This is a genomic window from Streptosporangium sp. NBC_01469 (genome assembly GCF_036227305.1).
Classification (GTDB): domain Bacteria; phylum Actinomycetota; class Actinomycetes; order Streptosporangiales; family Streptosporangiaceae; genus Streptosporangium.
In genome coordinates, this window is record NZ_CP109465.1 from 3,769,194 (window position 1) to 3,783,210 (window position 14,017).

At 71.4% G+C, this 14,017-nt stretch carries 10 protein-coding genes; 4 read left to right on the top strand and 6 right to left on the bottom strand.

What is annotated here, in order from left to right:
* Positions 1-32 precede the first annotated feature (32 nt).
* From OG587_RS17005 to OG587_RS17020, 4 genes are all read right to left on the bottom strand, one after another.
* Entirely contained in the window at positions 33-2,921 is a 2,889-nt protein-coding gene (locus OG587_RS17005) for a PEP/pyruvate-binding domain-containing protein (protein WP_329091402.1), read from the bottom strand.
* Complete coding sequence (locus OG587_RS17010) at positions 2,890-3,375, bottom strand: MarR family winged helix-turn-helix transcriptional regulator (RefSeq protein WP_329091403.1); 486 nt, start codon at positions 3,373-3,375, stop codon at positions 2,890-2,892. Before OG587_RS17010 ends, OG587_RS17005 begins: the two co-directional genes overlap by 32 nt.
* Before the next feature lie 517 nt (positions 3,376-3,892).
* On the bottom strand, positions 3,893-4,594 hold the full coding sequence (locus OG587_RS17015) for a hypothetical protein (protein WP_329091404.1): 702 nt from the start codon (positions 4,592-4,594) through the stop codon (positions 3,893-3,895).
* A gap of 437 nt (positions 4,595-5,031) precedes the next feature.
* Positions 5,032-6,411, bottom strand: a complete 1,380-nt coding sequence (locus OG587_RS17020) for an IS1380 family transposase (RefSeq protein WP_329089163.1) — start codon at positions 6,409-6,411, stop codon at positions 5,032-5,034.
* A gap of 403 nt (positions 6,412-6,814) precedes the next feature.
* On the opposite strand from OG587_RS17020, the gene OG587_RS17025 reads away from it, so the two are divergent.
* Both OG587_RS17025 and OG587_RS17030 read left to right on the top strand, forming a co-directional pair.
* Positions 6,815-8,053 carry an NAD(P)/FAD-dependent oxidoreductase gene (locus OG587_RS17025; RefSeq protein ID WP_329091405.1) on the top strand — a complete coding sequence of 413 codons (1,239 nt, stop codon included), beginning with the start codon at positions 6,815-6,817 and terminating at the stop codon, positions 8,051-8,053.
* 116 nt (positions 8,054-8,169) lie between these two features.
* Positions 8,170-8,748: a hypothetical protein gene (locus OG587_RS17030; protein WP_329091406.1), complete on the top strand. Its 579-nt coding sequence runs from the start codon at positions 8,170-8,172 to the stop codon at positions 8,746-8,748.
* A gap of 24 nt (positions 8,749-8,772) precedes the next feature.
* On the opposite strand, the gene OG587_RS17035 is transcribed toward OG587_RS17030, so the two are convergent.
* On the bottom strand, positions 8,773-10,383 hold the full coding sequence (locus OG587_RS17035) for a hypothetical protein (protein ID WP_329091408.1): 1,611 nt from the start codon (positions 10,381-10,383) through the stop codon (positions 8,773-8,775).
* A gap of 328 nt (positions 10,384-10,711) precedes the next feature.
* Between OG587_RS17035 and OG587_RS17040 the strand changes: the two genes are divergently transcribed.
* Positions 10,712-11,341: an ATP-binding protein gene (locus tag OG587_RS17040; protein ID WP_329091410.1), complete on the top strand. Its 630-nt coding sequence runs from the start codon at positions 10,712-10,714 to the stop codon at positions 11,339-11,341.
* Positions 11,342-11,391: 50 nt separating this feature from the next.
* Here the strand turns inward: OG587_RS17040 and OG587_RS17045 are convergent, their stop codons facing one another.
* Positions 11,392-12,537 (bottom strand): hypothetical protein, encoded by a 1,146-nt coding sequence (locus tag OG587_RS17045; protein ID WP_329091411.1) that lies wholly within the window; start codon positions 12,535-12,537, stop codon positions 11,392-11,394.
* Between the two features lie 288 nt (positions 12,538-12,825).
* Here OG587_RS17045 and OG587_RS17050 point away from each other — a divergent pair, with 288 nt between their 5' ends.
* Positions 12,826-13,896 (top strand): hypothetical protein, encoded by a 1,071-nt coding sequence (locus OG587_RS17050; protein WP_329091413.1) that lies wholly within the window; start codon positions 12,826-12,828, stop codon positions 13,894-13,896.
* The last annotated feature ends 121 nt before the right edge of the window (positions 13,897-14,017 follow it).

Here is a 14,017-nt window from a genome sequence, read left to right on the forward strand (position 1 = left end):
GTGAGAGAGCCGTGAGAGAGCCGCGCGCCCGGTCAGGTGGCGGTGACGACGCCGGAGGCGCCGTCGACGGTGATCTCCTGGCCGGTGACGATGTGCTCGGTCGCCCCGCTCACGCCCACCACGGCCGGGATCCCGTACTCGCGGGCCACCACGGCACCGTGGGAGTTCGCGCCGCCCATCTCCATCACCAGGCCGCCCGCCGTGAGGAACAGCGGCGTCCAGCCGGGGTCGGTGGAGGGGCAGACCAGGATCTCCCCGGGCTCCAGGTGCGCGCCGACCGGGTCGAGGACGACCCTGGCGACGCCGGTGACGGTGCCCGCCGAGGCCGGGGTGCCGGTCAGCGCCCCGTCCACCGGCGTCCGTACGCCGACCGCCTCCGGCTCGGTGCCGTCCGACAGCAGGACACGAGGGACGTGCCTGCGGCGCAGCTCGCGGGCGGCCTCCTCACGCCGCCGCGCCACGAGATCCGCCAGGGCGGGCCGCGCGGCCTCGCCGGACGAGGGAGTGCCGTCCTTCATCGGGGAAACCGGGGAAGCCGGGGAAACCGGTGAAGGAGAACCGGTCGGGGAGGGGGCCGGTCCGCTGCCGGGCGCGTGACCGGCCGTGGCCGACGCGGAGATCTCCCCGGAGGGCGCGGCGAGGGCCGCCCTGGCCTCGCGGAAGGTCAGGAAGAAGACGTCGTCGGCGGTGGCCAGCAGCCCGCGTGCCGCCAGCTCGACGCCGACGGCGAGCAGCTCGGCCCGCATCGCGGCCAGGGCGGTCACCATGGCGTACTTGGGCATCTCGCGCAGACCCGCCAGCGCCCGGGTCCTGCCGAGCGCGAAGCGGACGAAGCGCCCGCGAAGACCTCCGGCACGCCGGCTCAGGGTCTTGATCATGAGGGCGGCCTCGGCGGCGCCCCCGGCGAACAGGGCGTCGGGGGCGAGGGCCGGGTCCTCCAGCCGCAGGTAGTTGGCGAGGACGCCGATGATGTGGGTCGGGTCCTCCGACCAGCGCGGCAGCCCGAGGTCGATCTCGGCGACCGCCCTGACGCCGTAGACGGAGAGGAAGTCCGTCAGGCCCTTCCCCGCGACGCCGGGGAGCGATCCGGTGCGGAAGCGCTCGGCCAGCTCGGCCGCGGGGGTGCCCAGCAGCAGGGAGGTGGCCTCGCGGTCCTCGCGGATGCGGGTGGCCAGCCGCCACAGCGCCAGGTCCATCTCGGTGGTCACGTTGTGCGGCAGCCCGCGCAGGACCGTCTGCAGCTCGCCCGGCCTGACCCGGTCACCCAGCACCTTGGCGGCCAGGCCGAGCATCGCGAAACCGGCCACCGCCGCCGGAGCGATGGTCGGCAGCAGCGGAAAGATCTGGCGGCTCAGCACCCGCTCGACGTGGTCGAGCCGCCGGCTCGGGGCGGAACCCTCGGGCGCGGCCAGCCCCCTCCCGAGGCGCGCGTTCAGCAGCTCCACGTCCCGGTGCGCCGCCGCGGGGTTGAGCAGGGCCCGTACGGCACGCTGCGGGACGCGGAAGCGGGACGCGAGCCTGACCGCCCGGCGCAGGGGCGGACGGAGCGAGGGCTGGGTGACGCCGAACCGGGGATCGTCGAGCAGGCCGCGCAGCACCTTCGCCGACCTGGCCTCCATCACGTCGAGCACCTTCGGGAAGGCCACGCGGCCCACCCTGCCGCGCATGAAACCGGTGACGTCGAAGAACAGCCGCCCGCCCGACTCCGCGATGACGGGGGCCCCGGCCACCGGGTCGGCCACCGGGATCCCCAGAATCTCGAACGCCGACGACGACAGCAGCCTGAAGGCCGACATGCCCATGGGCGTGATCGGCCGGTAGAGGCCCTGGGCCAGGCTGAAGCAGAAGTAGATTCGCGTGCCATCGGGTTCGAAGCCTCCGGACCGCGCGTCCAGGGCGCCGGTCTCCCCCGCGCGCGTGCCGCCCGCCCCGGGCAGCGGCTCCGCGGACGGCTCCGCGTGGCGGGGGATCGGATAGAGCGTGGTGATGGGACGCGACTGGGTCAGCCAGAGCACGCCGTCGGAGTCGATCGCCCACTCGGTGTCCTGGGGCGTCCCGTAGTGCCGCTCGACCCGGTCGCCGAGCTCGGCCAGCGCCCGCAGCAGCGCGTCGGTGACACAGGCCTTCTCCGCGGCGCCCGTGAAACTCGCGGGCGCCTCGACGTACTCGACGCCGCCGCCCGCCAGTGACCGTACGGCCAGCCGCTTGTCACCGAGGCGACGCTCGGTGACCTCGCCGGTGGCGGTGTCGACCACGAAGTGGTCGGGGTTGACCGCGCCGGAGACCACGGCCTCGCCGAGCCCCGGGCCGGCGTCGATCACCGCCTCGCGCCGCCGCCCGGTGACCGGGTTGGCGGTGAACATCACCCCGGCCACCTCCGACTGGACCATCTCCTGGATGACCACCGCCAGGCGCACCGCGCCGTGGTCGATGCCGTTCGCGGCCCGGTAGGCGACGGCCCGGTCGGTCCACAGCGAGGCCCAGCACCGCCGGACCGCGTCAAGCACGGCGTCGGCGCCGATCACGTTGAGGTAGGTGTCCTGCTGCCCGGCGAAGCTGGCGTGCGGCAGGTCCTCGGCGGTCGCGGAGGAGCGGACCGCGACGGGACCGGTCGAGCTGTTCCGTACGACACCCGCGATGTCGTCGGGGACCGGTGCGGCGAGCACGAGCTCGCGAGCCTTCGCGGCCAGCGCGTTCAGGGCGGGGACGTCCCCGGCGGCCGTCGTGGTGAGTGCCGCGAGCACGTCCTGCAGCCCGGCTCGCTCGGTGACCCTGCGGTAGGCCTCGGTGGTGACGCACAGACCGGGGGGAACGGGGAGCCCGGCGCTGGTGAGCACGCCGAGATTGGCGGCCTTGCCGCCGACCAGGGGCAGCATCTCCGCCCCGATGTCATCGAATTTCAGGATGAGCGGCTTGGACATGGGGGCGTCTCCTTGAGGCTTCGCCGAGAAGCGCCATGGCCCGGATCACGAGCTCGCGTTCCTCGGCGGTCAGATGGGCCATGACTTCGAGTTGGGCGTCGGCCCGGACGCGCTCGAACGTGCGGAGGAAGTCCGTTCCGGCCGGGGTGAGGGCGATCCGCCGCACCCGCCGGTCGCCGGGATCCTCCCGGCGGTCGGCCAGCCCTCGCCGTACGAGCTGGTCGACCAGGCGGCTGGTGGCCGAGACGGACCGGCCGACACGCCCGGCGAGTTCGCGGAGCGTCGGGGCGGCCGGGGTGTCGAGGGTGTAGAGCGTGGCGATCTGGATCATGGAGGGCTCGTCGCCCTCGAACCCGCTCAGCAGATGGAGCAGCAGGCCGGGGATGAGCGCCCGGCGGAGGTCGCCGATGTCATCGGCCATCCGATCGCGCTCCGCGCCGTTCACGGGGTCCATCGGACAACTCCTTGCATCACTGCAACCAATGCGTTGATGCAACGTTAAGCCGGAGAGACCAGGAAGTCAACAAGTGATGAAATTAGCGCGCGGGCCGTCGGTCGAGCTCATGAGATGTCCGGTTCGCGGGTGAGCGGGCGGCCCGAGGTGGTGCCGAGCGTGCGGTCCCCCGTGGGCCGCTGTCCGGCCTGGACGCGGCGGTGCGGGCGACGTGTCAGCCGAACCCCGACGGCTGGGGCGCCGAAGCGGGGCTCGGCTGAAGGTGGACGAGCCGGGCCGTTCATGGTCAGGCCGATCGGCAAGGTCTCCCTGTCCGCCGGGCGCTGTCCCTCCCTCCCACCTCCGGGCAGGCCGCATCGACCGGGTCAAGGAGCGGGGGCCTGCCCCCCGCTTCGACGGGTTCGACGGGTTCGACGGGTTTCCGGAGAGCCGCCTGGCCGGGCCTCACCCGCGAGGCGCCGCCTTGTGGGTCCGGAGCCTTTGGGGCGCCCGAGGATCCGAACCCGGGACACGCCCTCTAGTTGCCCCAGCCGAGCAGCCAGAGCTGGCCGTTGGCGCCGTAGCGGTTCTTCTGCCACGGGTATATCCGGGCGGAGCACACGCCCGTGAGACGGTCGTAGGCCGTGCAGAAACGCCATCTGTCGGTGACGTCCCAGACGTTCCAGCCGACTCCGTAGGCCTGGACGTTCTGGCAGCCCTCGTAGATGTAGGTGGAAAGGCTCGTGCTCCCGGTGCAGGTGGCGGAGGTGTATGTGACCAGGACGCCGTCGCCGCACCAGGTGTGGTAGGCGCTTCCCTGAAGAGCGGGGGCTCCGTATGTCGTCGTGAGATACCAGCAGCCCGTCGCGGAATCGGCGGAACTGACGTTTCCCGGCCGCTTCGTGGGAGAGAGGAGGTCGCTGGCGAATTTCCCCTGGGACGTGTCGACGACGCTGGGGACCGTTTCCTGCTGGCGGGACATGTCGATGTATTGATCGAGCCCCTTTTCCCGGATCTCGGCGGCCGTCAGGGCGCGCACGGTGGGCTTGGGCGGCGGTGCCACCTCCCCGGGCTGGGGCGCGGGCTCCCATGACTGGAGCGCGGGTTCCCACGGCTGGGGTGCGGGCGGGTTGTCCGGAATGCTCGGCGGTACGGGAGAGAACGCTCCGAGACTCAGGACGGCGGCCACCGCGAAGGCGCAGCTGACCGTGACTCGGGCAAATCGTCGCTTCAATGGCATACGGCATGCTCCTTATCAAAAAAAGCGCGCCGTTGGCGAGTTCGTTGATAGCCTCGTCGGCGGCGCGATCTTGATGGCGTGAAAAATATATACGCCCCCCTTTGGGGGAGGGCTGTAATTCCGTTTCCGGCAGGGTAAACGAAAATTTCCTCGTCCTGTCACCCGAGGGTGTTGAGTGTCTTCCCCGGTCCACGAGGCCGATGTTCGGGGCGATTTCATGGTGATTTCCTTATATGTGTCAAGAGGGGGAGAAGGGTTTGTTTCTCGTGTTAACCTCGATGTTTCGTGATGTTGGTCGGGTCGCGTAGCGAGCCGACCAACTGATGCTTTTCAGTCGCCTGTCAGCCCGGCGGCCCGACTTTCGCGTCGGGTGGGCGGGGTTCCACGAGCCCGGGCCTGTGCTCCTTCCTGGGGTTATCGGGACGAGTCGGCGTTGGTCAGGGTGCGGGCAGGGTCTGCAGGCGCGTGACCGCAACGGTGATCAGACCAGCCCAACGCCATCGCCCGGCCAAGCGGAGCCGTACTCTTCTGCCGCCTCTGACCAGGCGTCCGGCGACCGAGAACAGGCGCAGGCGCAGCCGTTTGGGTTCCCACCGGCGAGCCGGGTCACCCTGGAGAGCCAGTAACTGAGTCCAGGCGGTCAGCTCACAGGCCAGAGCGACCAGCTCAAGCCAGACCTGGTTGGCGGCGAACCCGTGCAGCGGCAGATTACGCAGGCCGGTGTCCTTGGCCGCCCGGATCCGGTCCTCGCAGCGGGCCCGCCGCCGATGCCGCAACTCCAGATCGGCGAGCTGGCCACGCCCGCCGCCGGGCCGGGTGCCGGTGACGAAACACGTGAAGCGGTGCCCGTCGATATCGGTGAACCGCAACTGCGCGCCCGGATGCGGGCGCTCCTTGCGGACGATGACCCGCATCCCCTTCGGCCAGGAGGAAAGGTCCAGCAGCCCGGTCAGCTCCGCCACCCACGCCCCGTCCCGGACCTGCCCGCCCGCGTCGTAGGCGACCTCCCACATGTCCTTCGGCAAGGCCAGGATCGCCGCGCAGATGTCCTCGGTCAGGGTGAACCCGATCGAGTACTTCAGGCGGCGGGCGCTCACCCAGGTGAGGAACTCGCGGGTGCCGCCCCCGCAGTCGGTGCGGATAAGAACCTGTTTGTGCAGATGGGCGGGCACCTGAGCCAGGGCCAGGCGTCCTGCGGTGATGTGGTCTTGCGCGGTGTTGGAGCCGGCGTTCCCGCCGCGCAGCAGCAGCGCCGCGGCCTCACCGGTCCCGCCCGGGCCGTGGTCGACGAACGCGGTCATCGGGTGGAACCCGAAACTCTTCTTCCAGGTCGGCGCCGCCGATTCCTTCTCCGAATGCGCGATCACGATGGTGGCGTCCAGGTCCACCGGGATCAGCGCGCCGTTCGCGCCCGGAGCGTGTTCTGCGGCGAGTCTCCAGACCCGTTCCCGTGCTGCCGCCCGCGCCGCGCGGATCAGGCGTAATGCTTTCGGCCCAGCCTCGGCCAGCGTGGTGACCAGGCGGGAGATCGTCGGGTCGGAGGCCACCGGCCCGAACAATTCCGGGGAGGAGCGCAGCACCGCCACATCGGACAGGCAATCCCCGCCCAGTGCGAGCGTGACCGCCAGATCGGTGATGGTCTTTCCCGGGTCATGGACCGCCCGGGGCTTGCGCCATCGGGACAGGGCTTGTGACAACCCGCGCTGCAGGCCGCTGACCCGCAGGGTCTCGACCAGCAGCAGCCCACCGGCCTGGCTGAGGATTCCCCGGCCGTCCGGTGACACGACGATCTTGTGGCTGGAAGCGGTAGTGTGCACGGGAAAAGTGCTCCGGAACTCGGCGCGGACAGGTCCTTCGACAAGTCCTATCCTCCCAGTTCAGAGAGCACTTTTCTTATGTAAACGATCTGATTCCCCGCAGCCCAGGCGAAAGCCCGAGGTTAACCGCGATGTGTTCCGGAATCGCGTCCCGCCCGCGCCTCTCGCCCTGTCGCCATCCGTTCCGGCGGCGTTCCGCATCGCACCGGACCACATCCCGCACCGGAACGGATCACGCCGAACCGGACCATGTCGAACCGGACCGGTTCGGTGCGGGTGCGGTGCGGGGAAAGTTGTCCGGCCGTCTCCTCGCACGGCCCGTCCCCCCCGTCCGAAGAGGCCGCGGCCCGCGGCTTCTCGCGATCGTTGGAACCGGTACGGGAATCGGAGTAGGAAGGGACTCATGACTACCGAGCAGACGTTCGTCATCGTCGGAGCGGGCCTGGCGGGTGCCAAGGCGGCGGAGTCCCTGCGCGACGAGGGCTTCGAGGGCGGGATCACACTGATCGGCGCCGAGACCGAGCTTCCCTACGAGCGGCCCCCGCTCTCGAAGGGCTACCTGCTCGGCAAGGAGGAGAAGGCCAAACTCTACGTCCACGACGAGGGCTGGTACGCCGGCAACGCCGTGGAGCCGCTGCTCGGGCGCCGGGCGACGGACCTCGACCGGGCCGCGCACCACGTGGAGCTCGACGACGGGCGGCGCGTCCGGTACGACAAGCTGCTGCTCGTCCCCGGCGCCTCCCCACGTCGCCTCGACGTACCCGGCGCCGACCTGGACGGCGTGCACCACCTCCGCGATCTCGGCGACTCGGAGCGGCTGCGCGAGGCCGTCCGCGGCGGCGGCAGGAGGGTGGTCGTCGTCGGCGCGGGCTGGATCGGGCTGGAGACCGCCGCGGCCGCCAGGGAGTACGGCTGTGAGGTGACCGTCGTCGAACCGAGGGCGGTGCCGCTGCACGCCGCGCTCGGCCCCGAGCTGGGCGCCTTCTTCGCCGACGTGCACCGGCGCCACGGCGTCGACGTACGGCTCGGCCGCGAGGTGACCGGGCTCCTCGGCCCCGGGCACGTCCGCGCGGTCGCCACCCACGACGGGGAGGAGATCCCGGCCGACCTCGTGATCGTCGGCATCGGCGTCAGCCCCAACACCGAGCTCGCCGAGCGGGCGGGCCTGGCCGTGGACAACGGGATCCTCGTCGACGAGTCCCTCCGCACCGACGACCCCGACGTCTACGCCGCCGGTGACGTGGCCAACGCGTTCAATCCCCTGTACGGTACCCGCGTCCGCGTCGAGCACTGGGCCAACGCCCTCAACGGGGGAGCGGCCGCGGCCAAGGCCATGCTCGGCCGGAAGGTGGTCTACGACAGGCCGCCATACTTCTTTACCGACCAGTACGACGTCGGCATGGAGTTCTCCGGCTGGTTCGCGCCCGGCGAGTACGACTCCGTGGTCATCCGGGGGGACCTGGAATCGGGGGCCTTCCACGCCTTCTGGCTCGCCGGCGGGCGTGTCGTGGCGGGTATGCACGTCAACCGGTGGGACGAGGGCATCTCCGCGACGCAGGAGCTGATCCGCGGCGGCGCGACCGTCGCCCCCGACCGGCTCGCCGACCTCTCCGTACCGCTGGCCGACCTCGCGAAGAGCTGACCGGCTCCCGCCCTCTCGCCCCCTCCCCCTCCACCTGAGCCGGAGCGGCTACCCCGTCCTTCCACGGGTAAAAAGCTCTCGGGGGAGGACGGCGAGACGAAGGCGAGGAGACCGGTATGACCGACACGACCCCCACCGACAAGATCACCATAGAGACACACGGCCGCCGGGAGGCGCTCGCGCTGACCGGGACGATCTGTGCTCTCTACGAGGCGGTGTTCTCGCTGCCTCCGTTCAACGGGACCGCCGCGGAGTTCGCCAACCAGCGCTCCTACTACCCAAAGCTGGTCGACCGGCCGGGGTTCCGGCTGACCACCGCGCGATCCGGGCCGGAGTTCGTCGGGTTCGGGTACGGATACCTGCTGCCGACCGACACCCGCTGGTGGAGCGCGCTGGCGGAACCGGTCGGCGAGGAGTTCGCGGCCGAGACCGGGACCAGGACGTTCGCCGTCATCGACTACGGAGTGCTGTTCGACCGGCGAGGCGCCGGAGCCGGGCACCGGATCCACGACGAGCTGCTCTCCGGATCCGGGGCCGAGCGGGCCACGCTCTCGGTGCAGCCCAAGGCCGTACGGACCAGGGAGGTCTACCGGAGGTGGGGATGGCGGAAGGTGTCCCACAAGCTGATGGACCCGCCGATCCCCGCCCCCGTCTTCGAGATCCTGGTGCTGGAGGAGATGCCCGGGGCGCGCTGATCGGTCGCGACGGGCCGGAAGCCGTCAGGCGATGAGCTGGAAGGTGCGCAGCTTCTCGTCCAGGGCGGCGACCTGGCGGGTCCTCGCCCACGGATTCAGCGTCTCGCGGACCTCCACCACCGAGCGGGCCAGCCGAGGTGAGGTGTTCTTGCAGGTGAGGCGGGCGGCCTCGCCGATCTGCTCGCACGCCTCGTCGATGGAGCGCAGCCGCAGGTGCCCACGCGCCAGATCCAGGCGGCTGAACGCCATGTTGCGGACGAACGCCGGATCGATTTGGGCCAGGGACCGGGCGGCCATCTCGACCGCGGTCTGGGCGTCGTCCATGTCCAGCAGGCACTTGGTCCTGGTCGACAGGTACTGCCCGTCGCCGTAGAAGTAGAGCAGTTTGGCACCCACGTCGCCCTCGCCCGCGTGCCCCAGCTCGTGGCGGGCCTGGTCGAGGCTGGTCATGCACCGGGCATGGTCCTTGTGACGGTCGCTCCTGGCCGAGCGGCGCAACACCGCCGAGTAGGCGCGGGCCCCCACGTCACACGCGTACGACACCAGCAGCTTGCTGTTGGCGCGCTGCCCCCAGGCCAGCGCGCCCAGCGCGTACTCGACGCCCTGCCTGGGGTCGCCCCGCCAGGTCGCCAGCTGTGACCAGTTGGCCAGGACGAAGCTGTTCATCGCGTCGTCGTCGGCCTGGTGCGCGGCTAACTTGGCCTGCTCGTAGTAGTGGTTCGCCCCGTTGAAGTCGTTGAGGTTGAACAGCACCCAGGCGGTGAACCGGCAGATGTTGGCCAGCAGCGACAGCAGCCGGTCGCGCACCTCGTCGGTGGACGCGGCCGGGATCAGCGACCGCACCAGGTGCTGCTGGGCGAGCACGGTCCCCAGCACCGACTGGGGGCCGAGGGTGTCCTCCTGGCGCATGCAGTGGTGCAGCACGGCGTCGATGTGGTCGACGGTGGCCTCGTCCACCCGGGACGGTTCGGCGGCGATCAGGGCGAGCCGGTCGAGCTCGTCGTCGTTGAGCCGGGCCAGCAGCGGAGAGGCCGCCGCCGCGGCGGCGGCGGCCCTGATCAGGGCCAGGACGTCGCGTCGTTTCATGGTCGCCGCCCACTGGGCGAGCGCCTGCACCAGCGCGTCGTACTCCTCGTCGCGGGGGCTCCCGAACGGCACGGGTCCCGCGGGCAGGGTGGGCAGGGCCGCCAGCACCCCCCGGATGTCCTCGGGGCCGAGGCTGCCCGCCGCCCCGGCCGCCACCAGTGCCCGCCCCCGGGACCGGACGGCCGGTGTGTTGTGCTCGTCGGCATCGCGGTGATCTTCACCGTCGACCAGGTCGGCGGTGCGGCACTGGTATATGCGTGCCAGCCGGTTGAGCCCGGCGATCGGCGGCTCGTTGCCGGTGGGGCCGGGCCACGCTTCCCACGACCCGAGTTTTCGGGTCGTCAGCGGCTCGTTCGGCCAGTACTCGTTCCATAGATGGCAGACCTTGGCTTGTGTCAGGCGATGCGCCTCACGGAAGCCCTGGCGGGAGTTCAGGCGCCAGCGTCGCTTGAACTCAGCGGCGACCTCGGCCCACGTGAAACCACGTTCGCGAAGCTCAGCGCTGAAGGCGTCCATCTGCTGTTTGACGCTGCGCGGTGCACGTGGCATCGGCTCGGCCCCTCCCGGCGGGTTCTCCGGCGGCGATTCTTCGGGCCGAACGTTACTGGTCGATCACGTTCGGTGACTGTCGAGTGCAGAAATCGGCGACCAGATCACCGCTCCTTGCAGCGCCATCGCTCTGCGGGGTGGATTGACACCTCAGAGTGACGAACAGACTCGGTGGCGTCGCCTGTTTCCAGCACGCTCCGTACAGCAGGGTTGAGAACAACGCCGGAGCCGTCAGATTCGCGTGGTCTCACCGCTCGGGCGGGGGCGTCCCCAACTCTGCGCCGGGGGCGCGCGACCGAACCTTCGTTGAACCTCCCTGGAGCCATCAATGACCGTGCTCCCCGTCGAACGGCCGGGACCGATGCACTCACCATTTCATCCTGATCTGGACGCCGCCGACCACCTGTCCCTGGACGCGAACGAGCTGTGGCTGGCGGCGCAGCCGGCCTCCGCCTCCCAGGCGCGCGACTTCACTCGCGCGCAACTGCGGACATGGGGCCTGGAGGAGCTGACCGACCTCTGCGTCCTGGTCGTCTCCGAGATGACGACCAACGCCATCAAGGCCACCGCCACCCCGTCCATCCCGTACGGCTACGCCCGTCCGCCCGCCGACCACCCGCACACCTCCGACCACCCGCCCGGTCGTGCTCGCGCGCGAACCGCCGGCCCGTACCCGATCCTCCTGCGGCTCCGCCTCACCACGGGGGGCCTGTTCGCGGAGGTCTGGGACAGCTGTGACGGCTCGCCCGAGATCGCCGAGGTGGGGGAGGACGACGAGAGCGGCCGGGGTCTGCGGCTCGTCGGCATGTGCACCGACGAGTGGGGCCACTACCCGTCACCGGACGGGGGAAAGGTCGTCTTCGGCCGCTGGGCACTGCCGTCCGCCTGGCACACCCCGGCCGTGGCGCCCCCGCGGTTGTACGCGTACTCCTCCCGGGGGCGCGCGGCGCGCGGGTGATCCCCGGACGCCTTCCCACGCCGACCTCGGCGCGGGGAACGGCGAGCCCCTCACCTACGTGGGACGTACGCGGGGTACGCCGTCCGCTCCACGTCCGTGTCCGGCCACCGGCGGCGCAGCGCCTGCGCCGCCCGCCGGATCCATCCGGCCAGGTGGGGTAGGGCGCGGTGCTCCTCGGCGGCCCGCGCCGCGGCGTCCAGTGTGAAAACCATCTGGAGCCGGCTCCTCTCGCCGGGAGCGCGCGCGTCGAGCGCCGGGAACCGGGTCAGACGGGTGGCGGCCCAGGTCAGGCATGCCGAGGCCAGGCCGAAGCCGAACAGGTGATCGTCCTCCGCCTCCGGCACGCCCCGGGCCAGCGCGCGGCGGTAACCGGCCTCCAGGCCGGTCGCGATCGGGTCGGACACCGTCAGCCAGGCCGGGCCCGGCACGTACAGGCACACGGCTGAGATCAGGGTGTGCCGGTAGTCGGCGAACTCGAAGTCGATGAGCCGCCCGTCGCCACCCGCCGCCAGGAAGTTGTTCGCCTCGGAGTCCCCGTTGGTCAGCGCCAGGAAGGGGCCCGGATCGGCGAGTTCCGCCAGTAACCGGGCCAGCTCGGCCTCGGCCGGGCCCGGCAGCGCGACCCCGAACCCCGCGCCGTACTCCATGGCCCGCCGCCACGCATCGGCGCCCGCGTACATGGGGTCGGGGCCCACGGCCGGTTGTCTCGCGAGGTAGGGCTCCGCGTGCCCGGCCGTGGCCGCGCCCAGCTCGCCCAGCGCCCGCGCGAAGGCCGCCAGCCCCGCCGGTGGAGGCGCCGCGCCGTCGCGGCGCAACACCTGGTCCAGCGGTGTGCGGGGAGTGAGATCCTCCAGGACCAGGAGCGACGCCGCCATGTCATCGGCCAGCACCCTGGGGGCGAGGCCGAGCCCGAGGTCCTCGGAGAGGAACCGCAGCGCGGCCCGCTCGGTCACCACCTGTCCCGCGTCCATGCGCAACCCGGACGGATGGCTGCGCAGCCACTTCACGATCACCGACGCGGGCAGCCCGGCCTCCGGCCCGGCCAGGTACGCGCGCAGGACCGCCCACGGGGCCAGGTGCTCCAAACGGTCCAGCACCACCGGCACGCCGAACGCCTTCGTCAGCAGCGCCTCCAGGCCGGACCGATCGGGCAGCGGAAAGGTCGTCGCGGAGGGATCCGCCGGTGGCGTCGGCACCCTGGCAGGGTGCCAGCCGAGGGGCGCGGCCTTCAACAGGTTTCCGCCTCCCGGACCGGTTCGGGGCGCGGCGGTCGGCACCACGCCCTTCGCCGGGTTTTGCCTCTTATCGGGCGGTGCCGACTCCTCAGGCTCCTCAGGCTCCTCAGGCTCCTCAGGCTCCTCAGGCTCCTCAGGCTCCTCAGGCTCCTCAGGCTCCTCAGGCTCCTCAGGCTCCTCAGGCTCCTCAGGCTCCTCAGGCTCCGAAATCGGCTTTCTCGCCCGGCTCGCGAACGGCAGAATGCCGGGATGGATGAGATCCTGCGCGCCGCGGGCGAAGTGGTGGGCGTCGAGCTGTCCGATCCGGTCGACCTCGGTGGCAACCCGCGCAGCGTCGTCCTGCGCTGCCGGACGGCTTCCGGCGGCAGCGTCGTCGTCAAGAGGTTCGGCTCGGAGCCCGACGGCCTGCGCGCCTTCGCCGCGGAGGCGGCCGGGCTCTCGCTGCGGCTGGCCGGTCCCGAGTTGCTGGGCGTGGACGCCTCGGTCCCGCTGGTGGTGATGGAGGACCTCGGATCCGCGCCGACACTCGCGGACGTGCTGCTCGGTGACGATCCGCGGGCCGCCCTGGACGGTCTGTCGGCCTGGGCACGCGGGCTCGGACTGCTGGCCGTCGAGTCGGTGCGCCGACGCGACGACCTGGCCTCCCTGTCGGCCCGCCACGGCAGGAGTGTGCCGTCCTGGGACGAGGATCCGTGGGCCGTCCGGTGTGCGGCCGAATTCCCCTCGGCGCTCGCCGGGATCGGAGTCGAGGCGCCGCCCGAGCTGGCCGGGGAGCTGGGACGGATCGTGACGACGGGCGCGGACGAGTATCTCGCCTTCACCCCCGGCGACACCTGCCCGGACAACAACCTGCTCACCCCGGACGGCCTGCGGCTGATCGACTTCGAGTCTGCCTGCTACCAGCCCGTCTTCATGACGGCCGCGTACTGCCGGATGCCCTTCGCCACCTGCTGGTGCGTCTTCACACTGCCGGCCGGGTTGGCGGAGAAGATCGAGGAGACCTACCGCGCGGAGGTCGTCGAGGCGTACCCGGAGCTGGTCGAGGACGAGATCTGGCGGCCGGGGGTCCGGCGTGCGGTCGCGCTCTGGACGGTGTACATGACGACCAACCTGATCCCGCGCACGGCGAAGGACGGGCCGGCGCACAGGACCCGGCGTCCCGTCCCGACGCTGCGGCAGCTGCTGAGACACCGCTGGGAGATGGCGAGCACCCTGGAGGAGTTCCCGGCCTTCGCGGAGACGATGCGGCTGCTGCTCCGGGAGGTGGCCGACGGCTGGGACGTCCCCCCGCTGCCGGGATATCCCGCCTTCGGCGGCTGAGGAGTCGGCGAGGACCGGTCGGGGGCCGGTTGGGGGGAGCCTTCGCCCGCCGGAAGGTACGGGACCGAGGTGGAGCCGGTCGGGATGATCGGGATCGCCGGGACCTGACGTGGTCGTCCAC